Here is a 24163-nt window from a genome sequence, read left to right on the forward strand (position 1 = left end):
AATTGGAATAATTTCCAGCATTGATCAATAGCATCTAATGATAAGGAATGCCGGAGAACAACCATGCAGAACCAAAAACGGGAAAATCTACTGAATCTGGCCCTCAGCGCCACGGACGAGGAGCGGGAGCGCTCCGAAAACCTGGACGTGGGTTATGACCCTGAAGAACGGACATGGGAACTGATTGTCCGGCATTCAGGCAGCCTTGCGGGCCTTGCAGGTGCAGGAATCCAGGTGGATGAACTTCTAAACGGGTACGCTGTCCTCGTGGTGCCGGAACATCTTGTGGACCAGGTCAGTGAGCTGAACCAGATTGAATATATTGAGAAACCAAAGAGGCTGTTCTTTGCCAGCAACATGGCAAGGGCGGCCTCCTGTCTTTCCGTGGTCCAATCCCCCTCAGGAACAGGCAATGTGACAGGAGGGGTCATAAGCGGGCTGTCAGGGGGCCTGACAGGACGCGGTGTGTTGGTGGCGGTCATTGATTCAGGTATTGACTATCTGAACCAGGATTTCAGGAATGAGGACGGAAGCACCAGGATCCTCATGCTGATGGACCAGGACAGGGGCAGGATTTATACACGGGAGGAAATCAATGAGGCGCTGGACGCCCCTGACCGGGCAGGCGCCCTTGAACGTGTGCCCTCCGTGGATTTAAGCGGACACGGGACAGCCGTGGCCGCCATTGCGGCCGGGAATGGAAGGGGAAGCCAGGGGGTCTACCGCGGGGTTGCCTATGAAAGTGATTTATTGGTGGTAAAACTGGGCGCGCCTTTGGCTGACAATTTCCCAAGGACCACACAGCTGATGAAGGGGCTGGACTTTGTGATCCGCCAGGCCCAGGAGCTGGGGCGTCCTGTTGCGGTGAACCTGAGTTTTGGCAACACATATGGTTCCCATGACGGCACCAGTCTTCTGGAGACCTTCATGAACGATATATCGAATTATGGAAGGAGCGTGCTGGTAGCAGGTACTGGCAATGAAGGCACGGGCAACGGGCACACGGCGGGCCGGCTGGTCATGGGCAGTGACACGGATGTGGAATTATCCATTGCGCCTTTTGAGACCGGCATGGGGGTCCAGCTTTGGAAATCCTATGTGGACGCGTTTGCCATCCGCCTGATAACGCCCTCAGGCGGCAGCATCGGTCCCATAGACAGCCGACTGGGACCTCAGACCCTGAATTACGGGGGAACCAGGATTCTGATTTATTATGGCAAGCCCAGCCCTTACAGCAAGGCCCAGGAGGTCTACTTTGATTTCATCCCCATAAGGGACTACCTGGACAGCGGGATCTGGACCTTCCGCCTTACGCCGGAACGGATTGTAACAGGACAGTATGATATGTGGCTGCCTTCCAGGGGAATCCTGAATCCCTCCACCCGGTTCCTTATGCCTGTGCCGGAAACCACCCTTACCATCCCTTCTACGGCTGCCAATGTGATATCCGTGGGCGCCTATGATGATTCCTACCAATCGTACGCGGATTTTTCAGGGCGCGGTTTTACGCGCCAGACACAGCAGGTAAAGCCGGACCTTGTGGCTCCGGGGGTGGACATCGTGACAGCCAGAAGCGGCGGCGGATATGAGGCGGTAACCGGCACTTCCTTTGCAGCGCCCTTTGTGGCCGGCAGCGCTGCTCTTCTCATGCAATGGGGAATCGTGGATGGAAACGACCCCTTTCTCTATGGGGAGAAGGTAAAGGCATATCTGGCCCGGGGCGCCAGGCACCTGCCCGGATATGAGGTGTGGCCGAATCCGCAGCTGGGGTATGGGGCGTTGTGTGTGAGAGACAGTTTGCCATAATAAAAACGTATAACACGTGAATAATATTGATTATTTCTGAGAAATGTGGCATAATATAAAGGTAAAAACGTGTATAGCGTGAGTAGAAAGGAATAAGGTATGAAATTATTAAAGCTTATTATTCAAAATATGCCACATTTTAAAGAAGAATTAGATATTGATTTTATTGCTAAACAGAGAGTTGCTGAGGATGATAAGGGAAAATTATATCGTGTGTTTTCCAATGTTTATATTAATCCGGCTATTTCATTTATAGGGATTAATGCATCTGGAAAAACGACTATTCTAAAAGCTATTTCATTGGCGATTAATTTACTTAATAATGAATCTATTAACAATATTGATTCTAAAGATATTATGATTGATTTACCAGAGGGTGAAGACATCAATATTACAAGTTACTTTTATGATAAAATGAGTGTATATAAACTTCAGACTCTTATTTCAAAAAAAATCAATACTCTTGATGACAGCGTAAAGTTTGTGATAACGGATGAAAAGTTATGGGAAAAGGAATCTGAAAAAGTTAAAACAAAGAAAGGGTTATTTGATTTTAAGGATTCAAATTTAAAAATTGAAAGAAATCAGAGAGAACAATTTTTGCTTGACGATGTAAGCGTTATGATTGCTGTCAATAAAGAAAAACAGTCAAATTTTCCTTTACGGGATATGTCAATGTGGACAAATCATAATATGCTAAATATTTTAGGGAAATTTCCTAAAGAACTTTTGACTTTTTTGGATCCGAGTATAGAATATTTTAAATTTAGTTATGAAAAGAAAATAACAGATATAAGATTAAAGTTTTATGGGTCAGAAGAAATTATATTAAACAGACTAAGCGAAATTGAAAAATATCTTTCGTCGGGGACAATCAAAGGAATTAATGTATTTATGAATGCATTACTTTGCTTTGTGGAAGGCGGTTATTTAATTATTGATGAGTTAGAGAATCATTTTAATGAGGAAATTGTTTCTACTCTTGTGAGATTTTTCTTGGATTTGAAGATAAATAAGGAAGGGGCCACTCTTATTTTCTCTACTCATTATTCTGAATTACTGGATGAATTTGATAGAAATGATTGTATTTATATAACCAGAAACCGTGATGGAATACATGCAGAAAATCTTTCACTTATTTTGAAGAGAAATGATATTAAAAAAAGCGAAGCTTATGCAAGTGGATATTTAGAAGGCACAGTACCTGTATATGAGTCATACATGGCATTGAAAAGGGTTCTTTCTAGCGTAAAAGTACAGGAGGAAGAGGAATCGTATGGTTAAATATACAGCCTGTATCTGCGAAGGTGGAGCTGAAAGAGTTATATTAGATTTACTGCTGGACCATGACAAATTGATTTTTGCGAGAAATGAGTTACTGGAAGAAGAAATTCTAGAATCAAGAAAAGGTAAAGATTTTGAAGAAAAATACTTAAGAAGAGAATTTAAAGGAAAGATAACAGTATATAGAATATTGGATTCGCGTCGGGAAAATTTTAAAATAAGCAAAGCATATCAGAATAAAGTGGATGTTATAAATGTGATTACAGCTCCAGAAATCGAAATGCTTATTATTTGTAATGAAGGAAAATATAAAGATTTTAAAAAACGGAAAAAGATGTCACCAAGTGAGTACTGTAAATCGATTTTAGAAATGAAGAATGTAAAAAGTGTTTCATTTGTTAAATCGTATTTTGCGGAGATATCTGTATTAGAAAATAGCTTATACGAATACAAAAGGGTTTCTAATGTTAGAAAAAATGAAAAGACTATTTGGGATTTACTAAAGTAATTTACATAATGTTTTCCATTTTCATCGTCAAAAGAGAATAGAAATATCGCCATTGGCGACAATAATGGCGATAATGGTGGCGAGACGGGGGTTAGTGCAAGAAAGATTAGCTGTCTTGTATAAGATTTGCCCTGCTTAACACTAACTTATCATAAACCCTACGAAGTTATGCTGGTCTGCGGACTTGGAGCCTTGAAAAAGGCTCCAAAACTTTGTGACATTAACTTGATATCAGGGAGTCTGCCCATATGAAATATTCATATATTGTGATATAATATGGACATTAGGTACATGTTTACAGACAAGACATGGGATTCTGACGCGAAAAATGAAATTTTTGTAGTAAAATGGGAGACTTAACAATATAATAGTAAAGATAGGGAGTGGGAGGATGAATATCAGGGAGTCACTGGAAGAATTGGAAGAGCAGTATATGAGTCCCTATGCGTCCCTGAGCAGCAGGACAAGGGGGAGGGACAAGCCGGAGCCTCTGTGCGACATGAGGCCTGAATACCAGCGTGACAGGGACCGTATCCTGCACTCCAAAGCCTTCAGGCGTTTAAAGCACAAGACCCAGGTGTTCCTGGCGCCGGAGGGCGACCATTACCGGACCAGGCTGACCCATACCCTGGAGGTATCCCAGATTGCCAGGACCATTGCCAAGACCCTGCGGCTGAATGAAAGCCTGACCGAGGCCATTGCCCTGGGCCACGACTTAGGGCACACCCCCTTTGGCCATTCCGGGGAATACATACTGAATAAGATCTGTGAGGATGGGTTTGCGCATTATAAGCAGAGCGTGCGCATCGTGGAGGTGCTGGAAAAGGATGGGAAGGGCCTGAACCTGACGTGGGAAGTAAGGGACGGGATCCTGAACCACAGGACCTCGGGGCACCCCTCCACCCTGGAGGGCGCCATTGTCCGGCTGTCGGATAAGATTGCCTATATTAACCATGACATTGACGATGCGATCCGGGCCAGGATGTTCAAGGAGGAGGATCTGCCCTGTGAGTATACGGATGTCCTTGGGCGGAGCGTGCGTGAGCGCCTTAATACCATGATTCACGACATTATCCTGAACAGCATGGATAAACCGGAGATACGGATGTCCGAGGGCATGGAGGATGCCATGCAGGGGCTGCGCAAATGGATGTTTGATAATGTTTATAAAAATGAAATCCCCAAGGCAGAGGAGGGCAAGGCCCAGCAGATGATTACACAGCTTTATGATTATTACATGAAACACGTGGATAAGCTGCCCATGGAATATGTCCTGCTTATTGTAAACACAGGGGAGAAGAAGTCGCGGGTGGTCTGCGATTATATTGCAGGCATGAGTGATATATATGCAATTGACCAGTTTGAGGAGCTGTTCGTTCCCAAACGGTGGAACATATATTAAAGCCGCATTAAAATACAGAAGGGAGATTCATACATGTACTATCCAGATGAAGTCATAGAAGAAGTGAGAATGAAGAACGACATCGTGGATGTGATTTCAGGATATGTAAAGCTTCAGAAAAAAGGCGCCAATTATTTTGGGCTCTGTCCCTTCCATAATGAGAAGTCACCATCTTTTTCCGTGTCTCCCGGCAAGCAGATGTATTATTGCTTTGGATGCGGCGCTGGTGGGAATGTGCTTACGTTTGTGATGGAATATGAAAACTATACATTCCAGGAAGCGCTGTCCCATCTGGCTGACCGGGCCGGGGTTGACCTGCCCAAGATGGAATACAGCAAGGAGGCCAGGGAGCAGGCGGAACACAGGGCCAGGCTGCTGGAAGTGAATAAACTGGCTGCCAATTATTTTTATTACCAGTTAAAACAGCCCCAGGGAAAGCTTGGATATGAGTATCTCCATGACAAAAGGGGGCTTCTGGATGATACAATCATACGTTTCGGCCTGGGTTATTCCAATAAGACCAGCGATGACCTGTACCGTTTCCTGAAGGGCAAGGGTTATGAGGACGGTTTCCTTAAGGATACCGGGCTGGTGACCCTGGAAGAGCGCGGGGGCCGGGACAAGTTCTGGAACCGTGTCATGTTCCCAATCATGGATGTGAATAACCGTGTCATTGGTTTTGGCGGCCGCGTCATGGGGGACGGGGAACCAAAATACCTGAACTCCCCTGAGACTAAGCTGTTTGACAAGAGCCGGAACCTGTACGGCCTTAATTATGCCAGGACTTCCAGGGAAGGCTTTCTTCTTATCTGTGAAGGCTACCTGGATGTGATTTCCCTTCACCAGGCAGGATTTACCAATGCGGTTGCTTCCCTGGGTACGGCATTTACCAGCCAGCACGCCAATGTGCTGAAACGCTATACGGACCAGGTCATCCTGACCTATGACAGCGATGGGGCCGGCATCAAGGCAGCCCTTCGGGCCATTCCTATCCTTAAGGAGGTGGGCATGTCCATCAAGGTGCTGAACATGAAGCCCTATAAGGACCCGGATGAGTTCATCAGGAACATGGGGGCAGAGGCCTTCCGCCAGAGGATCAAGGAGGCCAAGAACAGCTTCCTGTTCGAGGTGGATGTGTTGAGACAGGGTTACCAGATGGATGACCCGGAGCAGAAGACCAGGTTCTACCAGGAAACGGCCAAAAAGCTCCTTCAGTTTGGGGAGGCCCTGGAACGGGAGAATTACCTCCAGGCAGTTGCCAGGGAGCAGATGATCCCAGCGGATGAGCTGCGGGGCCTGGTGAACCGCATGGGCATGGGCTTTGGAATGAAATCAGGTGACAGCCTGGGCCAGGGAGGCAAGATACGCCGAAGGGCTGAGGAAGAGGACATGTATCCGGATTATGGGTACTACGAAAGCCATGACGGGCCTCCGGAGGGGTATTATGATTACGGGGAAGCAGGGCCGGAGGGCAGAGGAGGATATCAGGATGGAGGGGACGCGCGTCCCAGACGCCCCAAAAAGCCGGATAAGGAGGATGGCATCCGCCGTTCCCAGCGGCTTCTTCTCACATGGCTGATAGAAAATCCTGAGTTATTTGACAAGATTAAGGGTATCATTACAGCAGATGATTTTGTGGAGAATCTGTATCACCAGGTGGCACAGATGGTATTTGAAGGCCAGGCATCGGGAAACCTGAATCCGGCAGCCATACTCAGCCATTTCATCAATGATGAAGACCAGTACAAAGAAGTGGCTGCATTATTTAACGCAAGCCTCAAAGAGTCCTTAAACAATGAAGAACAGAAGAAGGCGTTTTCCGAAACCGTCATGAAGGTCAGGAAGAACAGCCTGGATGCGGCCAGCCGCAATGCAAAAGACATAACCCAGTTACAGGAAATCATAAAGCAGCAGGCTGCGCTTAAGAATCTGCGGATTTCGCTGGATTAACAGCATTTCATAGGAAGGATGGACCGATTATGGAAGGGACGAATGTGTTTGAGGAAAAACTGGCAGGACTGCTTGAAGAGGCAAAGAAGAAGAAAAATGTCCTGGAATATCAGGAGATTATAAGCTGCTTTGGCGCGGATCAGCCAACCAGTGACCAGATGGACCAGCTCTTTGATTTCCTGGAACAGAGCAAGGTGGATATCATCCGGATGGATTCAGCCCAGGAGCTGGACCCGGACCTGTTCATTGAAGAGGAGATTAATCTGGAAGAAGAGGAAGAGATAGATGTGGAGCATCTGGACCTCTCCGTCCCTGAGGGCGTCAGCCTGGAAGACCCGGTGCGCATGTACCTGAAGGAAATCGGCAAGATTCCCCTGCTGTCCATGGAGGAGGAGATTGAACTGGCCAAGAGCATGGAGCTGGGCAGTGAGGATGCCAGGAAGCGTCTGGCAGAATCCAACCTGCGCCTGGTGGTCAGCATTGCCAAACGCTATGTGGGGCGCGGCATGCAGTTCCTGGACCTGATACAGGAGGGAAACCTGGGATTGATTAAGGCCGTTGAAAAGTTTGACTACACCAAGGGCTATAAGTTCAGCACCTATGCCACCTGGTGGATACGTCAGGCCATTACAAGGGCAATTGCAGACCAGGCAAGGACCATCCGCATTCCCGTCCATATGGTGGAAACCATCAACCGTCTGGTGCGCACCTCGCGCCAGCTCCTCCAGGAACTGGGGCGGGAGCCTACCACCGAGGAGGTTGCGGCCAGGGCGGACCTTCCCGTGGAGCGTGTATCAGAAATCATGAAAATGGCTCAGGAGCCGGTATCCCTTGAGACGCCCATCGGCGAGGAGGAGGACAGCCATCTGGGGGATTTCATCCAGGATGACAATGTGATGGTGCCCCAGGACGCCGCTGCATTTACCCTTCTCCATGAACAGCTGATGGAGGTGCTGCTGACGCTGACGGAAAGGGAGCAGAAGGTGCTGCGGCTCAGGTTCGGCCTGGACGATGGCCGTCCAAGGACACTGGAGGAAGTGGGAAGGCAGTTTAATGTGACCAGGGAACGCATACGCCAGATAGAGGCAAAGGCCCTGCGCAAGCTGCGCCATCCCAGCAGAAGTAAAAAACTAAAGGATTATCTGGATGAATAATATGAATCAGGAAACCAATGACAATACAGACATGACAGGGATGGACAGCGCCGGTTTAAAAGGCGTGGTGCGTCTGTCCCTTCGTTTAAAGGCCGTGGCTGATTTTGTAAAGCCGGGCAGCCGCATTGCGGATATCGGTACGGACCATGGATATGTGCCCATCTATCTGGCCCAGATTGGCCGGGCAGCCGGGGCCATTGCAATGGATGTGAGGCCAGGGCCTCTTGAGCGGGCAAAGGAACACATAAGGGAATATGAAGGCTGGGCCATTCAACATGCAGGGGACAGCCGGCAGCAGGCCCCATGCGCCATCGAAGCCCGTCTGAGCGACGGCCTTAAGGAATTAAGGCCCGGTGAGGCGGACACGGTCATCATGGCCGGAATGGGAGGGGAACTGGAGATACGGATCCTGGAACAAGGACGCCACATGTGGGACAGCGTCAGCCACTGGATCCTGTCCCCCCAGTCAGATATCCACAAGGTCAGGGTGTTTCTGGCGGACAATGGCTTTGCCATTGAAGATGAGGCTATGGTAAAAGACGAGGGGAAATATTATACCATCATGGATGTGACCCGCGGCGCCATGTCCTACCTGCGTCCCATATGGTACCGGTATGGGAAGGTCCTTCTGGACAGGAAGGATGGCATACTGAAGGAATATCTGGAGAAGGAGCAGGCCAGGGTACAGGGAATCCTGGAACATTTTGGGGCACAGGAGCCTGAAGTGCCGAAGGAGATGGACCAGGCCTGGGACGATGTTCGGGAGGTGGACAGGATTCAGGCCCGGGACCAGGCAGGGATAATGGCACGGACAGCGCTCCCCATGACAGAAGCGCAGGCCAGGGCCAGGACCGCCCTTATGGAAGAACTGGGATGGATAAAGGAGGCACAGGATGAAATGCAGTGAAATCATAGAGGTATTGGGCAGGCTGGCGCCGGAGGGGTGTGCGTGTGAATGGGACAATCCAGGGCTTCTGGCCGGAAGGAGCGGCAAAGAGGTCAGGAACATCTATATTGCCCTGGATGCCACGGACCAGGTGGTGGAAGCAGCCATAGGAGCGGGCGCGGACATGCTGCTGACCCACCATCCCCTGATTTTTAAGGCAATCAAGAAGGTAAATGACCAGGATTTCATTACCAGAAGGCTGGTAAAGCTGATTCAGGCTGATATTTCCTACTATGCCATGCACACCAATTTTGATGCGGCCCCTGGCTGCATGGCCGACCTGGCCGCAGAGCGCCTGGGCCTTACGGAATGCGTGCCCCTGGAAGCAATGGGCGAGATGGAGGGAAGCCAGGGCCTGGTGCCTTACGGAATCGGAAAGACCGGATATCTCAGGGAACCGGTGACAGTGCGCTGTCTGGCCCGTAAGGTGAAGGAGTCCTTTGGACTTCCTTTTGCAGTGGTCTATGGACAGGAACTGCTGGATACGGAGATAAACAAGGTTTCTGTGTGCCCAGGCGCCGGGGGCAGCGAGATAGAGGGGGCAATCGCCTCCGGTTCCCAGGTGCTGGTCACAGGCGATATCAGCCATCACCAGGGCATTGATGCAGCTGCAAGGAATATGGCGGTAATCGACGGGGGCCATTATGGGCTGGAGCATATATTCATACCCTATATGGCAGACTACCTGGCCGCCAGGCTGGGGGATGGCGTAAACGTAATCCAGGCCCCGCCGTCATGGCCAACGGTCATCATATAGGATATTTAGGAAACCGGAGTGGGATTGTCTGAATAAGAAATAGGAGGTAAAAGCCTTTGGTTCAAGTTAAGGTAAACGGTTTTGCCCGGGAATACCCGGAGGGGACCACATGGTTGGAAGTGGCTGAGGAATATCAGTACCAATACGAGGATGACATCCTTCTGGTCCGTGTGAACGGAAAGCTCCAGGAGCTCCACAAGCATGTAAAAGACTGTGAGCTTACTTTCATCACTGCCAGGGATAAGCCTGGAATGACCACCTATCAGAGAAGCGCCTGCCTGATTATGCTGAAGGCATTCTATGCGGTTGCAGGCGCAGAGAATATAGAGAAGATTGTCATTGACTTTTCACTTGGAAAGGGATTTTTTGTGGAGGCCAGGGGCAGCTTTGTGCTGGACAATGACCTTCTCATTAAGGTGAAGGATAAGATGGCCGAGTATGTGGCACAGCAGATACCCATCATGAAACGCAGTGTGTCCACGGATGATGCGGTTGAACTGTTCCACCGCCACAGGATGTTTGACAAGGAGCGTCTGTTCCATTACCGCAGGGTATCCAGGGTCAATATCTACAGCATTGACGGCTTTGAGGACTACTACTACGGATACATGGTCCAGAATACGGGATATATCCGGTATTTTGACCTGGTTCCTTATCACTATGGATTCGTGCTGCTGCTGCCCTCCAAGGCAGAGCCAAAGGTGGTGCCCAGGTTTGAACCCATGGATAAGCTGTTCGCAACCCTGACAGAGTCCACCCAGTGGGGGAGAAGGCTGGACCTGGAAACAGTGGGCGCGCTCAATGATAAGATTTCAAAGGGGGAGATGTCCCATCTGATCCTGGTCCAGGAAGCGCTTCAGGAAAAGAAGATTGCTGAGATAGCGGCGCAGATTGCATCCAGGCGCAATGCCAAATTCGTCATGATTGCAGGTCCGTCCTCCTCAGGCAAGACCACATTTTCACACAGGCTTTCCGTGCAGCTGGAAGCAATCGGGCTTAAGCCCCATCCCATTGCAGTGGACAATTACTTTGTGAACAGGGTGAACAGTCCGAGGGATGAGCAGGGCAATTATAATTATGAGGTGCTGGAATGCCTGGACATTGCCTTGTTTAACCAGAACATGATGGACCTTCTGGATGGAAAACGGGTAGAAATGCCCTATTATAATTTCAAGAAAGGCGTCAGGGAGTATAAGGGCAATTTCCTGCAGCTGGGGCCGGAGGATATCCTGGTGATTGAAGGCATCCACTGTCTCAATGACAGGCTGTCCCATTCCCTGCCAAAGGAGAGCAAGTTCAAGATATACATCAGTGCCTTAACCCAGCTGAATGTAGATGAACACAACCGGATCCCGACAACGGACGGACGTCTTATCCGCAGGATGATACGGGATGCCAGGACCAGGGGGTCATCGGCCCAGGACACCATCCGCATGTGGCCGTCCGTGCGCAAGGGTGAGGAGGAGAACATCTTCCCCTTCCAGGAGGAGGCGGATGCCATGTTCAACTCGGCCCTGGTCTATGAGTTCGCCGTGCTAAAGCAGTATGCGGAACCTTTGTTGTTCGGCATTCCCAAGGATTCCGAGGAATATCTGGAAGCAAAACGGCTGCTCAAGTTCCTGGATTATTTTATTGGCGTCAGCAGCGAGGATATACCAAAGAACTCAATCCTGCGGGAGTTCATCGGCGGCAGCTGCCTGAACGTTTAATTGGAATAGGGGCCGGACCGCACATCTGGCGGAACGTAATTGTCAAACACGTCCGGGCTTATGGAGTGCAGCGTGGAAAATAACTGGACAAACCAGGGTTTCTATGATAAACTGTATAGGTTGTGAGTAGGACAGATGGCCGCTGCTGCGATACCGCAAGGCCGCAGGAGAGGAAAGTCCGGGCTTCACAGGGCAGGGTGCCAGATAACGTCTGGCGGAGGCGACTCCAGGGACAGTGCAACAGAAATGTACCGCCTTTCCCGGCCTGACCGGGAAAGGTAAGGGTGGAAGGGCAGTGTAAGAGACTACCGCCCGTCTGGTAACAGGCGGGGCACATGTAAACCCCACTCGAAGCAAGACCGAACAGGAAGCATATGGCGGCCCGTCAGCTTCCGGGTAGGTTGCTTGAGGCTGCTGGTGACGGCAGTCCTAGATAGATGGCCATCCAACGACATAACCCGGCTTACCGTCCTGCTCACACACAACAGCATCCATGAAAAAAGGTCTAAGATAAACCGTCTTAGGCTTTTTTTATGTGGTTTGGCTGTGTTTCTTAAGGAAATCAACCGAAAGTTTTAATAAATAGCCGTTATAATATACACATCAGATATAGACCGGGATTTACAGGGGAAAAGAAGGAAGGTAGCTGGGAATGGAACAGAAGAAAATGAAAATGAGGGAGATGCTCATAGGGCTCTGCATGGTGGCAGTCCTGGCCCTGGTGACATTCCATGTGCTTTTTCAGAACCATTCCATGGAAACCATGGGGGAAACATTCAGGCGGGCAGAACTTAAGTTCGTGGTTCCTGCATTTTTCTGCATGTTCGTGTTCATTAACTGTGAAGCAGCCAACATACGGCTGCTTATGAAGACCTTCCACAAAAAGGTACCCTACCGGCGTTCCCTGTCCTATTCCTTTGCAGGTTTCTATTTCAGCGCCATCACGCCTTCTGCCACAGGGGGACAGCCCATGCAGCTGTTTTATATGACAAGGGACGGGTTTGGATTTGCCCACAGCTCCTTTGCCCTTTTGGCTGTGGCGGCTGTGTACCAGATGACGGTGCTTGTGTATGGAAGCGTCATGGCACTCCTTAACCTGTCCTATGTCATGAGCCAGGGGAAATTCATACAGTGGCTTCTGGTATTCGGCATCCTGGTAAATGGAATCTGTTCCGGCCTGATCCTTTTGATTATTTTAAACAGTCTTCTGGCGGAGCGGGTCATCCTGTGCGCCATCCGCATATTGACCAGGGTAAAGATAATAAGGAACCATAAAAAGGCACGGCGCAAAATGGAAGGACTGATTAATGAATACAGCAGGGGAGGGGCATATCTGAGACAATACCCGATGGTGGTGGCCAGAATGTTCCTTTGCGCGCTGATCCAGCTGACGGCCCTGTTCCTGGTTCCCTACTTTTCGTGCAGGGCCCTTGGCATAGAGGCGGTACCGGGCCGGTTCCTTGCCATGCAGGCTATCCTGAGCCTGGCAGTGACAGCGGTGCCGCTTCCTGGTTCGGTGGGCGCCTCGGAGGGCAGCTTTATCTCATTGTACAGGCCCATACTTGGCGGGGGACATGTCTTCCCGGTGATGATGCTCAGCCGTGGAATCAGCTTTTATGCGCTTCTTGCTGTCAGCGGCGGGGTCACGGCCGTGCTGCAGGTTAACAGGAAACAGCAGAAAACTAATATTTGACATATATAGATAATCTATATATAATTATGCTATGATATATAGATTATCTATATATAGGAGGTATCAGTTATGGCAGAAGGAAAGACCGTATCATCCGGCAATATTTCCATGCTCCTTTTACAGCTTTTATCCGAAAAGGATATGTATGGCTATGAAATGATAGAAGAGCTGGAAAAACGCTCTGAATATGTATTCAGCCTGAAAGCAGGCACCATGTATCCGCTGCTCCATGCCATGGAGTCTAAAAAGCATCTCGTATCCTATGAAAAGGAAGCACAGGGCAAGGTGCGCAGGTATTATACCATCACAAAGCAGGGCAGGGCGGAACTGTTAAAGAAAAAGGAGGCATGGGAAACCTATTTAAAGGCAGTGGGACAGGTAATAGGAGGTGCCTTATATGGAAATGCATGAATATCTGTCTGAATTAACCGGACAGATCCGCAGTAAAAAAGCAAGGCAGGAGGTTGCCAGGGAAATACAGAACCATATCGAGGACCAGGCCAAGGCCTATGAAAATGAAGGACGGACCAGGGATGAGGCGCTTAAAGAAGCGGTCCGCCAGATGGGAAACCCTGTGGAAGTGGGGATTGATATGGACCGGATCCACAGGCCCCGTAATAACTGGATGGTTTTGGGCCTGGCAGTGCTTTTAAGCCTGGCAGGGCTGCTGGTCCAATATTTATGTATCTACCGGTTGGGAACAGGAAACCTGTACCGGATAAACGGGGATGCATTTGTGCGCCAATGCCTTTATACCTTCCTGGGATTGGGGTTCATGGCAGTCCTTTATTTCTGTGATTACAGCACGTTCAGCAGATATGGGAAGCTGATTGGGGGCCTGTTCCTGATTTCAACCGTCCTTGTCTGCAAGCTGGGGCTGGTGCAGGTCATCAATGGTGGCCATGGCTATATGAAGACAGTCATGTATCTGTTTATCCCAATGTATGGAGGAATCCTCTATGGGTATCGCGGGACCGGCCACGCCGGTGTAATCCGTTCCCTTTTGTGGCTGCTGGCCGCTGCCTATGTCTCGTTTGCGGTGATTGGCGGCGGGATTGGGATTACACTGGATGTGATGTCCGTCTGTTTCATGATGCTGGTGTATGTCCTGTTCAGGAACTGGTATCAGGTAAAACAGAAAAGCAGGCCGCTCCTTGCCCTGGGCGCATTGGCCCTGGCAGGCGGATATTATTTTTATTTGGGAATGCAGCCATACCAGATGGCAAGGATAAGGGCTGCCCTGAGCCCATGGTCCTATGCCAGGGAGCAGGCATTCCAGATGGTTGCGGCGCGGGACATCATGAAGCAGCTTAAATTCATGGGAGGTATTGCAAAGGGAGGTACACCGGAGGGAACCCCAATCCGGCTGCTTCCAGGTGTGCAATATGATTATGTGATGCTCCAGGCAGCCTCCACATGGGGACTCCTGGCCACAGGAATCCTGATTGGGCTGCTGGTCCTGTTTTTAGTCCTGCTGTTCCTCACAGTGAAAAAGCAGAAGAATCAGCTGGGACAGATCATTGGTTATGGATGTGTCATGATCCTTGCCCTGGAAACGGCCTGGAACCTGATGCTGAATTTTGGGTTGGTCTTTATGTCCACGGCAGGGCTTCCCTTTTTTACGTATGGAGGATACCACACAATGGCTGTCTATGGCCTGCTTGGAATCCTGCTCAGTATTTACCGTTATCAGGATTTGATATGGGAAAAAAATCCGGAAAAGGAGGATTACAATGTACTGGCCCGATTGGGGAGATACAGAATCCGCATAGAAAAAATGGATGTATGATGAATTGTGAATTGTTGAAAAACTCTTTTGATATGTCTGGGTAATTCGGGCAGATATGGAGAATTTGTTTGATAAATATCGAACAATATTGATTGTTTTCTAACAATATTGACAATATTTGTATAATGGCTTATGATAATAGTGGAACGAAGTATATGGATAAAACGAAGGAGGTAATGTTATGGCAAAAGATCCTTTATTGTTATTGGATAATAGTATGCTGGCTTATATTTTGGGGAATGGTGATTACCGTTTTACCAATATTGCATTTGAAGAGGCAAAAGCCATCATGGAGATGAAGGGAACAGCGGATATTGTACGCGTATTTTCAAATCCTGAATTGGAACATATCATGTTTGAATATCTGGACATTGAACGCCAGGACTTTGCCTTTGCGCCGGTGAAAGATATGCATGTGGGTCAGGATGCACTTGCGTTTAAACTGTACATAACACCTTCGGGGACACAGCCCATTGTGTTAGGGGAGGATGGGCAGCAGGCTAAGAAGATAAAGAACCTTTATATTTATTGCCAGCATGTGGTTCGGCTGAAATAAGGGCAGATTTGTTTGGCGGATGATGTTGTGCGGGGGCTGCGTCCGTGAAGCGGGCCAGGACGGTATCTGTCCCATGGGGCGCCGGACGGCGGGCAGGGCGGATTACCCTGGCCCGCTTCACGGACCGGGGATTCAAACCGTGACTTGCGCGAAACGGTAATCAAGGGAAAATGATAGGAATATGATAGAAAAAGGCTGGCTGCATCTCCGCAGCCAGCCTGATTTAATTAGCCTGATTTAATCATAAGCCTGATTTTATCATATAACCGGTTCTATTTTACAATATCCAAGTTGAAGCCGAAGTATTTTACGGAATTGTTGTAGCAGATGCCCTTGATGATGTCTTCCAAGGCTTTCATGTCAGCGGGATACTCGCCGTTTTCCACCCATCCGCCGATAAGTTCACACAGGATGCGGCGGAAGTATTCGTGCCTGGTGTAGGACAGGAAGCTTCTGGAGTCCGTGAGCATGCCGATGAAGTTGCCTAAGCAGCCCAGGTTCGCAAGGCTGGTCATCTGCTCGGTCATTCCTGCCTTGTGGTCGTTGAACCACCATGCGGAACCCTGCTGGATCTTGCCCGGGAACTTGTCCTGGAAACAGCCGATGATGGTGCCGATGGAGGCATTGTCATTGGGGTTCAGTGAGTAAAGGATGGTCTTTGGTATCTCATTGGAGGCACTTAGCGCATTTAAGAAATCAGCCATCTGCGCGCTGGGGGCGTAGTTGTTGATGCAGTCAAAACCGGTATCAGGGCCAATCTGCTCAAACATGTAAGCGTTGTTGTCGCGCTTGCAGCCGTAGTGAATCTGCATGATCCAGCCCATCCTGGTGTATTCACGGGCAGCAAAGAGCATGAATGCGGTCTTGAATTTCAGTTCTTCCTCCTTGGTAACGGCCTCACCCTTTAATCCTTTGGCAAGGATGGAATCAATTTCATCCTCATCAGCAGGAACGTACATTACATATTCAAGGGCGTGGTCGGATACACAGCATCCCATGGAGGTGAAGAATTCCATACGGTTCTTAAGGGCTTCCTTTAAGGATGCAAAATCAGTTATCTGCACACCGCTGACCTGGGAAAGCTGTGCCATATAAGCTGCAAAGGTGGGCTTTTCAACGTTCATGGCCTTGTCCGGTCTCCAGGCAGGAAGGACCTGTACGTCAAATGTGTCATCCTCGGCAATCTTCTTGTGCCACTCCAGCGTGTCAACCGGATCGTCCGTGGTGCAGATAAGGGTAACATTGGACTGTTTGATCAGGCTGCGGACCGTCATGGAATCTTCCTGCAGCTTTGCATTGCACAGGTTCCATACTTCCTCAGCCGTATCGCTGTTTAAGAAGCCCTGGTAGCCAAAATATTTCCTCAGTTCCAGATGGCTCCAATGGTACAGCGGGTTGCCGATTAACTTGGGCATGGTCTCTGCCCATGCTTTGAATTTCTCCCAGTCCGTGCTGTCTCCGGTCACATACTTTTCATCTATGCCGTTGGAACGCATCTGGCGCCACTTGTAATGGTCGCCGCCCAGCCATACCTGGGTGATATTGTCAAACCTGCGGTCTTCATAAATCTCCTGCGGATTGATGTGGCAGTGATAGTCAAGAATCGGCATATGCTCCGCGAAATCATGATACAGCTCCTTTGCCATATCACTGGATAATAAGAAGTCCTTGTCCATAAATGCTTTCATGTTGTTAATCCTCCTTAAGAATTAAAAATTTGTGGTTTTTCTTTTTATTAAATCAGAAGCGATTGTGGTCCTGCTGGGCACATTCACGCCGCTGAAAACCCCCATAAGTGTGTTGATGGTGGTGGTGCACAGTGCTTCTACCTTGCTGTCAATGGATGTTATCTCCGGATCCGTGCACCGGGACAGGATGGAGTTATTGTATCCAATGATATTCAGTTCATCAGGTATGGAAATGCCGGATGCATGGGCATACTTAACAGTACCCACGGCAAGGGAATCATCACTTGTCATGACCGCGTCAAACTCCAGCCCCTGTCCGTGAAGGGACAGAAGAAGTTCCTTAGCGGCAGATATATCCTTGGGACACTGACGGATCAGTTCATCACAGGGTTCCATGCCATATGCCTTCAGGGCATCCTTGTAACCTTCCAGCTTGTTGACCCCGCTGTAGGAATAGCTGGTGTAAAGATAGAGGATACGTTTCCTGCCCGCCTGCAGAAGCTGGGCAGCGGCGCCGTACATGGCTGCATGGTCGTCGCATACCGTGCTGTATATATTATCCCCTTCCAGGTATCCGTTAACCAGCATGATGGGAAGTTCTGAAGCAGCTTCCGTAATATATGCATTATCCTTGGGCCGCATCTCCACAAACTTGGAGCCGGCCAGGATGATGGCATCCACACGTTTGGAGCGGAGCAGGTCAAAATACTTCTGCTTTGCATCCAGGTCATAACCTGTGCAGCACAGGATTGCATCATAATTATGGGATCTGAGCCCGCGTTCCAGATAATAAATGGCACCCGCCAGATAGGGGTCGGAGGAATCAGAGCACATAATCCCGATGGTCTGCATGGTATTAAGCCCCAGCCCCCGGGCAAACACGTTGGGGGTATATCCCAGGTCATCCATGACCTTGAGCACCTTATCCCTGGTCTTTTCACTGACATTGGGATTGCCGTTCAGTACCCTGGAAACGGTTGCAATGGATACCCCCGCGTGTTCAGAGACATCGTATATATTCATAAAATGACCTCACATTCTGTAAGCGCTTACAAGCTAAGTTCATTATACATATTCCGCTTAAATATTGCAATACTTTTCTATTTTTTTATTGACTTATCCCCTGAAAATGAGTAGAATAATTGTAAGTACTTACAATCAAAAAGGGCACACCAAATAATGATGATAGGAGAATGTAAAGACCATGCAGGATATTGTTAAGATTAACAGGAACGATAATGTCGCCGTTGCGCTGCGGCCTGTTTCAAAGGGAGAGACCCTGTCCGTGGAAGGGAAAAAGGTAGCCGTTGTGGAAGATATCCCACAGGGGCATAAGTTTGCCTTAAAGGATATTGAAAGCGGTGCAGAAGTCATCAAGTATGGTTTCCGCATCGGATATGCCAAGGAAGATATAAAGGAAGGCGGCTGGGTCCATGTCCACAATGTGAGGACTGCCCTGGGAGATGTCCTTACCTATGATTATACGCCGGACGGCACCGATGTCCGTCCAACGGAACATGTTTACTTTGACGGATACCGCAGGTCTGACGGCAAGGCGGGAATCCGCAATGAGATCTGGATCATCCCCACGGTTGGATGTGTGAATTCCATTGCCAAGGCCCTGGAATCCCGGGCCAGGGAACTGGTAAAGGGCAGTGTGGAAGATGTAATTGCATTTCCCCATCCATATGGATGTTCCCAGATGGGGGATGACCAGGAAAACACCAGGAAGGTGCTAGCCGACATGATCCATCACCCCAATGCAGGCGGTGTGCTGGTATTGGGGCTGGGCTGTGAGAACAGCAATATCCCTGTGCTTATGGATTACATCGGCGATTATGACAAGGACCGTGTGAAATTCCTCCAGTGCCAGGATGTGGAGGACGAGATGGAGGCGGCCATGGACCTGTTAAAAGAACTGGCTGTGTATGCAGGGGCATTTACCAGGGAGAAGATAGATGCCAGCGAGCTGATAATCGGAATGAAGTGCGGCGGCTCTGACGGACTTTCCGGTATAACGGCCAATCCGGTGGTAGGCGCATTTTCAGACCTTCTTGTGAGCAAGGGAGGAACCACCATCCTGACAGAGGTGCCGGAGATGTTCGGGGCTGAAACCCTGCTCATGAACCGCTGCGCCACACCCGAACTGTTTGAAAAGACCGTGAACCTGATCAATGGATTCAAGGATTACTTTACCAGCCACAACCAGACCATCTATGAAAATCCTTCCCCGGGTAATAAGAAGGGCGGTATTTCCACCCTGGAGGACAAGTCCCTGGGCTGCACCCAGAAGTCAGGCAGCGCCCTGGTCAGAGGCGTCCTGGAATATACGGAGATGGTTAAGGTAAAGGGGCTGAACCTGTTAAGCGCCCCGGGCAATGACCTGGTGGCATCCACTGCCCTGGCCCTGTCCGGCGCTCATATGGTCCTGTTCACAACCGGAAGGGGGACGCCGTTCGCATCCCCTGTGCCCACGGTCAAGATTTCCAGCAATTCAAAGCTGGCAGGCCACAAGGATAACTGGATTGATTTTAATGCTGGACGCATGGTGGAGGATATGACCAAGGAAGAGCTGGCAGAAGAACTGTTGGATTATGTGCTTGCAGTTGCTTCTGGCAGGAAAGTGAAGTCAGAAGAGGCAGGTTTCCATGATATGGCAATCTTCAAGCAGGGGGTTACCCTGTAAGACGCCAGGCAGCAGGTATTAAGACCGGCAGCCGGAAATCAGCAGGCAGATGCCGGCATGACAGAGACAGCAGCGGGATTATTGGAAAAATGGCAGGAAAAACAGTTGTTTATGGAGGAATTACCCCTTGCATCATGGGAACGGATGATGTATACTGAATTTATAATATCGTATATACGGATTGGAAATGCATATACGAAAATGGTATCCATCAATCCTAATCCATATGCATATACGGGAGACTTACAAGTAGAAGGTGGGAGGTATCCATGAAATTAAACAGAACCACACTGCGGACCATAGATATACTGAAACTGGTATCCAGGAAGCCGGACGGGATTACACTGGATGAGATATGCGAAAAACTGGACCTGCCAAAGACAAGCGGTTACGACATCGTGACAACATTGGTACAGACAGGGATGATTCATGTGGCCAGAGGGCAGAAGCAGCGTTATACCATTGGGCTTACGGCTTACAGGATCGGCATTAATTATACCAATAACCTGGATTTCATCAGCACCATTGACCCTGTGCTGAAGGCATTTTCAAGGGAGGTGGGTAAAACAGTATTCTTTGGCATCCGCTCCGACGATGCCATTGTCTATATCTGCAAATTTGAGCCGGAGAACCCCATTATCACCACAGCCACCGTGGGCACCAAGAATCCTATCTATTGTACTTCCCTGGGAAAGGCCATCATGGCTTACTCGGACGAGGAAGAAGCAGGGCAGCTGATGGAGCGCATTACATTTAAGAAACACACGGAGCGGACCATATGCACCAGGGAGGAACTGGAAAAGGAGCTGGAACGTGTGCGTGATAAAGGCTATGCTTTTGATGCAAGGGAACTGGAGGAGCACATGGAATGCGTGGGCGCGCCGGTATTTGGCCAGGACGGCAATGTCATGGGCGCTATCAGCGTGTCCAGCCTGTACAAACCCACGGAAGATTACGATGCCCTGGGCTGTCTGGTGCGTGCCAAGGCGGCAGAGATATCAAAGCTGCTGGGCTTTTTGGGAAAATGCTGAAAGAGGCAATGGAAAAACTTATATTTTTACATCTTTTGCTGTTGACAAATGAAGCGGTAACGATTAAAATTTAAGTATGAAATCGTAAATATGAAATCGAATCGTATATGCGAATTTGCGGAAAGAAGGAGAAGCGAAATGAAAAAAGAACAAGTTTTAGCAAGAATGAAAGAAGATTGCCTGGTTGCTGTTGTTCGTGCAAAGAATTATGAGCAGGGCGAGAAGGTGGTTGACGCCATCATCGAGGGCGGCATCAACTTTATTGAGCTGACCATGACCATGGATGAAGGCGACCCTGTTGAATTTATCAAGATGATGGCTAATAAGTATAAAGGTAATGACAAGATTGTAATCGGTGCAGGCACCGTACTGGATCCTGAGACAGCAAGGGCATGCATCCTGGCTGGCGCCAGCTATATCGTAAGCCCTGGCCTGAATGTGGATACCATCAGGCTGTGCAACCGTTACAGGGTGCCCATGCTCCCGGGGGTCATGACCCCAACCGAAGCAATCACTGCACTGGAAGCCGGATGCGATATCATCAAGGTATTCCCGGGCAATATTGTGGGACCGGCAGCTATCAGCTCCTTCAAGGGACCTCTTCCACAGGGCGAGTTCATGCCGTCCGGCGGTGTTGACGTGGATAATGTCGACAAGTGGATTAAGGCAGGCGCATATGCGGTCGGAACAGGCTCCAGCCTGACCAAGGGCGCTAAGACCGGCGATTTTGCAGCAGTTACGGCAAAGGCCCGGGAATTCGTACAGGCCGTGGCAGCAGCAAGGACAAAATAACCAACCCATTCATTTTGAATCATAATCAGGTAAATAAAAGGAGAATCATACAATGGCAAAAATAGTTACCATGGGCGAAATCATGTTAAGATTATCTACCCCGAACAATGAGAAATTCATCCAGGCAGACGAGTTCGATATCAATTACGGCGGCGGAGAAGCCAACGTGGCAGTATCCCTTGCAAACTATGGACATGACGTTCAGTTCGTGACAGCTATCCCGAAGAACCCTATCGGTGACTGCGCGGTAGCAGCCCTGAGGAAATACAATGTAGGGACCAGGCACATCGCAAGAAGCGGCGAGAGACTGGGAATCTATTTCCTGGAGACAGGCTCTGCCATGAGGGCTTCCAATGTTGTTTATGACCGTGCAAACAGCGCCATTGCAACAGCCACACCGGACGAGTTTAACTTTGATGAGATTTTTGCTGATGCGGACTGGTTCCACTTTACCGGCATCACACCGGCTGTCAGCGATGCTGCAATCGAACTGACAGAGGCAGCCTTAAAGGCAGCCAAGGCCCACGGCGTAACCGTATCCGTTGACCTGAACTTCCGTAAGAAACTGTGGTCTTCCGAAAAAGCACAGAAGGTCATGACCAACCTGATGCAGTATGTTGACGTGTGCATCGGCAACGAAGAGGACGCTGAGAAGGTTCTGGGCTTCAAGCCAGGCAACACAGACGTTACCTCCGGAGAGCTGGAACTGGCCGGATATGTTGATATCTTCAACCAGATGGCTGACAAATTCGGATTTAAGTACATCATCAGCTCCCTGCGTGAAAGCTTCAGCGCATCCGACAACGGCTGGTCCGCATGCATCATGGACGGAAAGACACGTGAGTTCTACCACTCCAAGAAGTACCGCGTTACCCCGATTGTTGACCGTGTTGGGGGCGGCGACTCCTTTGCAGGCGGCTTAATCTGCGGTCTGGCAGACGGCAAGGACATGAAGGCTGCCCTGGAATTCGCAGTAGCAGCATCTGCATTAAAGCACACCATCCCTGGCGACTTCAACCTGGTTACACGCGCTGACGTAGAAAACCTGGCTGGCGGCGACGGTTCAGGCCGTGTACAGAGATAATCACTTATATATGGAATGACAGGATAATTTGGAAGCGGCTAATCCTCTATGGGAATTAGCCGTTTCTTATATAAAGGAAAAGGAGAGTTATGATGGGAATGAATAACAGCAGGAATTTTGATCTTCTTACCCTGGGCCAGGTATTGCTCAGGCTTTCACCGCCTGATAACGAGCGTCTGTCCAGAGGAGATACTTTTGTGAAGCAGGTGGGAGGGGCGGAACTGAATGTGGCAGTGGGCGCGGCCCTGTTAGGGCTCCACACAGGCGTCATATCCAAGCTTCCGGCCCATGATATAGGAAGCTTCATGAAAGGTAAGATCCGTTCCTTTGGGGTCAGCGATGATTTCTTCATGTATGACCAGTCCTCATCGGCCCGCGTGGGAATCTACTATTATGAGAACGGCGCCTATCCCAGAAAACCAAAGGTGATTTATGACCGCAACAACAGTTCCTTTTTCTCCCTGAACATTGATGAGATTCCGGAGGAGGTTTATACGGCTTCCAAGTGTTTCCATACAACCGGTATTACCCTGGCCTTAAATGAGGATATCCGTGAGACCACCATTGACATGATTAAGCGTTTTAAGGCAGCCGGAACCCTGGTGTCCTTTGACGTGAACTTCCGCGGCAATCTGTGGACCGGGGATGAGGCCAGGGAATGTATCCTGCGCATCCTGCCCTATGTTGACATTTTCTTTTGTTCAGAAGACACGGCAAGGCTGACATTCTTAAAGACAGGCACTGCCCGGGAAATGATGAAGAGTTTTACGGAAGAATTCCCTATCTCCATCGTGGCCTCCACCCAGAGGATTGTCCACAGTCCCAAACGCCACACCTTCGGTTCCGTGATTTATGACGCTGCCAGGAATGAGTATTACGAGGAAGAGCCTTACCGCGATATAGAAGTAGTTGACCGTATCGGCAGCGGGGACGCCTACATTTCCGGCGCCCTGTACGGGCTGCTCAGCAGCGGCGGCGATTGTCAGAAGGCCATTGCCTACGGCAATGCAACCGCAGCAGTAAAGAATACCATCCCAGGCGACCTTCCCTCCTCCAACCTGGACGAGATAGAAACCATCATAAAGGCCCACAACCAGAAGGGCCCCCAGCTGGAGATGGCAAGATAAGGAGTGCGCGTCTGCCCATGATATCTTAAGATAGGGTTACTTCTTTTGTAAAAACCCTGCAACATTTGTCATAACATTAATCCTTATTTCAGAATTATTAAGAAATCCTTTATTGGATATAGGAAGGAAATGATATATACTTCTCATACAGACAACAGTAATGCCCTTACCCAGGGCACTACTTATGAAAAGGAGAAGATA

The 24163-nt window shown here is 49.3% G+C and carries 21 protein-coding genes and 1 other RNA gene; 20 read left to right on the top strand and 2 right to left on the bottom strand.

The annotated features are described in order from the left end of the window. Positions 1–63: 63 nt before the first annotated feature. The 14 genes from DWX59_RS19235 (at position 64) to DWX59_RS19300 (ending at position 15554) form a co-directional block, all read left to right on the top strand. Positions 64–1806, top strand: a complete 1743-nt coding sequence (locus DWX59_RS19235; protein WP_117560820.1) for a S8 family peptidase — start codon at positions 64–66, stop codon at positions 1804–1806. Between the two features lie 99 nt (positions 1807–1905). Then, positions 1906–3090, top strand: coding sequence for an AAA family ATPase (locus DWX59_RS19240; protein WP_117560821.1), 1185 nt, complete (start codon positions 1906–1908; stop codon positions 3088–3090). Further along, positions 3083–3598 carry a hypothetical protein gene (locus tag DWX59_RS19245; RefSeq protein ID WP_117560822.1) on the top strand — a complete coding sequence of 172 codons (516 nt, stop codon included), beginning with the start codon at positions 3083–3085 and terminating at the stop codon, positions 3596–3598. Before DWX59_RS19240 ends, DWX59_RS19245 begins: the two co-directional genes overlap by 8 nt. A 391-nt stretch (positions 3599–3989) precedes the next feature. Next, entirely contained in the window at positions 3990–5000 is a 1011-nt protein-coding gene (locus DWX59_RS19250) for a deoxyguanosinetriphosphate triphosphohydrolase (RefSeq protein ID WP_117560823.1), read from the top strand. 33 nt (positions 5001–5033) lie between these two features. After that, positions 5034–6950: a DNA primase gene (gene dnaG / locus DWX59_RS19255; protein ID WP_117560824.1), complete on the top strand. Its 1917-nt coding sequence runs from the start codon at positions 5034–5036 to the stop codon at positions 6948–6950. Positions 6951–6979: 29 nt separating this feature from the next. Further along, positions 6980–8104, top strand: coding sequence for an RNA polymerase sigma factor RpoD (gene rpoD, locus DWX59_RS19260; protein ID WP_117560825.1), 1125 nt, complete (start codon positions 6980–6982; stop codon positions 8102–8104). Then, on the top strand, positions 8097–9011 hold the full coding sequence (locus DWX59_RS19265; protein ID WP_235845117.1) for a tRNA (adenine(22)-N(1))-methyltransferase: 915 nt from the start codon (positions 8097–8099) through the stop codon (positions 9009–9011). The genes rpoD and DWX59_RS19265 overlap by 8 nt, the downstream gene beginning before the upstream one ends. After that, a complete protein-coding gene (locus tag DWX59_RS19270) occupies positions 8998–9807 on the top strand; it encodes a Nif3-like dinuclear metal center hexameric protein (RefSeq protein ID WP_117560826.1) in 810 nt (269 codons plus the stop codon). Before DWX59_RS19265 ends, DWX59_RS19270 begins: the two co-directional genes overlap by 14 nt. Before the next feature lie 56 nt (positions 9808–9863). Beyond that, positions 9864–11516, top strand: a complete 1653-nt coding sequence (locus tag DWX59_RS19275; RefSeq protein ID WP_117560827.1) for a nucleoside kinase — start codon at positions 9864–9866, stop codon at positions 11514–11516. Positions 11517–11639: 123 nt separating this feature from the next. Further along, positions 11640–11998: RNase P RNA component class A (gene rnpB / locus DWX59_RS19280), an RNA gene on the top strand. A gap of 170 nt (positions 11999–12168) precedes the next feature. Next, a complete protein-coding gene (locus DWX59_RS19285; protein WP_117560828.1) occupies positions 12169–13209 on the top strand; it encodes a lysylphosphatidylglycerol synthase transmembrane domain-containing protein in 1041 nt (346 codons plus the stop codon). Positions 13210–13278: 69 nt separating this feature from the next. Then, positions 13279–13620: a PadR family transcriptional regulator gene (locus DWX59_RS19290; RefSeq protein WP_117560829.1), complete on the top strand. Its 342-nt coding sequence runs from the start codon at positions 13279–13281 to the stop codon at positions 13618–13620. Further along, positions 13607–14998: an FtsW/RodA/SpoVE family cell cycle protein gene (locus DWX59_RS19295; protein ID WP_227115703.1), complete on the top strand. Its 1392-nt coding sequence runs from the start codon at positions 13607–13609 to the stop codon at positions 14996–14998. Before DWX59_RS19290 ends, DWX59_RS19295 begins: the two co-directional genes overlap by 14 nt. A gap of 181 nt (positions 14999–15179) precedes the next feature. Beyond that, positions 15180–15554, top strand: a complete 375-nt coding sequence (locus tag DWX59_RS19300; RefSeq protein ID WP_117560831.1) for a hypothetical protein — start codon at positions 15180–15182, stop codon at positions 15552–15554. Between the two features lie 272 nt (positions 15555–15826). Here the strand turns inward: DWX59_RS19300 and uxaC are convergent, their stop codons facing one another. Next, the gene (gene uxaC, locus DWX59_RS19305; RefSeq protein WP_117560832.1) at positions 15827–17242 is read right to left on the bottom strand and encodes a glucuronate isomerase; all 1416 of its coding nucleotides are present in this window, start codon (positions 17240–17242) and stop codon (positions 15827–15829) included. Positions 17243–17263: 21 nt separating this feature from the next. Further along, positions 17264–18265, bottom strand: a complete 1002-nt coding sequence (locus DWX59_RS19310; protein ID WP_117560833.1) for a LacI family DNA-binding transcriptional regulator — start codon at positions 18263–18265, stop codon at positions 17264–17266. Between the two features lie 181 nt (positions 18266–18446). Between DWX59_RS19310 and DWX59_RS19315 the strand changes: the two genes are divergently transcribed. The 6 genes from DWX59_RS19315 (at position 18447) to DWX59_RS19335 (ending at position 23962) form a co-directional block, all read left to right on the top strand. Continuing rightward, positions 18447–19928: a UxaA family hydrolase gene (locus DWX59_RS19315; protein WP_117560834.1), complete on the top strand. Its 1482-nt coding sequence runs from the start codon at positions 18447–18449 to the stop codon at positions 19926–19928. A 57-nt stretch (positions 19929–19985) separates the two neighbouring features. Further along, on the top strand, positions 19986–20201 hold the full coding sequence (locus DWX59_RS28565; protein ID WP_147325837.1) for a hypothetical protein: 216 nt from the start codon (positions 19986–19988) through the stop codon (positions 20199–20201). Next, a complete protein-coding gene (locus DWX59_RS19320) occupies positions 20198–20959 on the top strand; it encodes an IclR family transcriptional regulator (RefSeq protein WP_117560835.1) in 762 nt (253 codons plus the stop codon). The genes DWX59_RS28565 and DWX59_RS19320 overlap by 4 nt, the downstream gene beginning before the upstream one ends. 138 nt (positions 20960–21097) lie before the next feature. Then, on the top strand, positions 21098–21751 hold the full coding sequence (locus DWX59_RS19325) for a bifunctional 2-keto-4-hydroxyglutarate aldolase/2-keto-3-deoxy-6-phosphogluconate aldolase (protein WP_117560836.1): 654 nt from the start codon (positions 21098–21100) through the stop codon (positions 21749–21751). Positions 21752–21803: 52 nt separating this feature from the next. Further along, the gene (locus DWX59_RS19330) at positions 21804–22835 is read left to right on the top strand and encodes a sugar kinase (RefSeq protein WP_117560837.1); all 1032 of its coding nucleotides are present in this window, start codon (positions 21804–21806) and stop codon (positions 22833–22835) included. Between the two features lie 98 nt (positions 22836–22933). Further along, positions 22934–23962, top strand: a complete 1029-nt coding sequence (locus DWX59_RS19335; protein WP_117560896.1) for a sugar kinase — start codon at positions 22934–22936, stop codon at positions 23960–23962. The last annotated feature ends 201 nt before the right edge of the window (positions 23963–24163 follow it).

It is taken from the genome of Enterocloster aldenensis, assembly GCF_003434055.1.
GTDB classification, from domain to species: Bacteria; Bacillota; Clostridia; order Lachnospirales; family Lachnospiraceae; genus Enterocloster; species Enterocloster aldenensis.

Excerpts from the sequence above, each read along its gene's own strand:
- DWX59_RS19250 (WP_117560823.1), top strand. The coding sequence starts at position 3,990 with ATGAATATCAGGGAGTCACTGGAAGAATTGGAAGAGCAGTATATGAGT.
- uxaC (WP_117560832.1), bottom strand. The coding sequence starts at position 17,242 with ATGAAAGCATTTATGGACAAGGACTTCTTATTATCCAGTGATATGGCA.
- DWX59_RS28565 (WP_147325837.1), top strand. The coding sequence starts at position 19,986 with ATGACAGAGACAGCAGCGGGATTATTGGAAAAATGGCAGGAAAAACAG.
- DWX59_RS19320 (WP_117560835.1), top strand. The coding sequence starts at position 20,198 with ATGAAATTAAACAGAACCACACTGCGGACCATAGATATACTGAAACTG.
- DWX59_RS19330 (WP_117560837.1), top strand. The coding sequence starts at position 21,804 with ATGGCAAAAATAGTTACCATGGGCGAAATCATGTTAAGATTATCTACC.
- DWX59_RS19290 (WP_117560829.1), top strand. The coding sequence starts at position 13,279 with ATGGCAGAAGGAAAGACCGTATCATCCGGCAATATTTCCATGCTCCTT.
- DWX59_RS19315 (WP_117560834.1), top strand. The coding sequence starts at position 18,447 with ATGCAGGATATTGTTAAGATTAACAGGAACGATAATGTCGCCGTTGCG.
- DWX59_RS19235 (WP_117560820.1), top strand. The coding sequence starts at position 64 with ATGCAGAACCAAAAACGGGAAAATCTACTGAATCTGGCCCTCAGCGCC.
- DWX59_RS19240 (WP_117560821.1), top strand. The coding sequence starts at position 1,906 with ATGAAATTATTAAAGCTTATTATTCAAAATATGCCACATTTTAAAGAA.
- DWX59_RS19265 (WP_235845117.1), top strand. The coding sequence starts at position 8,097 with ATGAATAATATGAATCAGGAAACCAATGACAATACAGACATGACAGGG.
- DWX59_RS19245 (WP_117560822.1), top strand. The coding sequence starts at position 3,083 with ATGGTTAAATATACAGCCTGTATCTGCGAAGGTGGAGCTGAAAGAGTT.
- DWX59_RS19335 (WP_117560896.1), top strand. The coding sequence starts at position 22,934 with ATGAATAACAGCAGGAATTTTGATCTTCTTACCCTGGGCCAGGTATTG.
- DWX59_RS19300 (WP_117560831.1), top strand. The coding sequence starts at position 15,180 with ATGGCAAAAGATCCTTTATTGTTATTGGATAATAGTATGCTGGCTTAT.
- DWX59_RS19295 (WP_227115703.1), top strand. The coding sequence starts at position 13,607 with ATGGAAATGCATGAATATCTGTCTGAATTAACCGGACAGATCCGCAGT.
- DWX59_RS19270 (WP_117560826.1), top strand. The coding sequence starts at position 8,998 with ATGAAATGCAGTGAAATCATAGAGGTATTGGGCAGGCTGGCGCCGGAG.
- DWX59_RS19285 (WP_117560828.1), top strand. The coding sequence starts at position 12,169 with ATGGAACAGAAGAAAATGAAAATGAGGGAGATGCTCATAGGGCTCTGC.
- DWX59_RS19310 (WP_117560833.1), bottom strand. The coding sequence starts at position 18,265 with ATGAATATATACGATGTCTCTGAACACGCGGGGGTATCCATTGCAACC.
- rpoD (WP_117560825.1), top strand. The coding sequence starts at position 6,980 with ATGGAAGGGACGAATGTGTTTGAGGAAAAACTGGCAGGACTGCTTGAA.
- DWX59_RS19325 (WP_117560836.1), top strand. The coding sequence starts at position 21,098 with ATGAAAAAAGAACAAGTTTTAGCAAGAATGAAAGAAGATTGCCTGGTT.
- dnaG (WP_117560824.1), top strand. The coding sequence starts at position 5,034 with ATGTACTATCCAGATGAAGTCATAGAAGAAGTGAGAATGAAGAACGAC.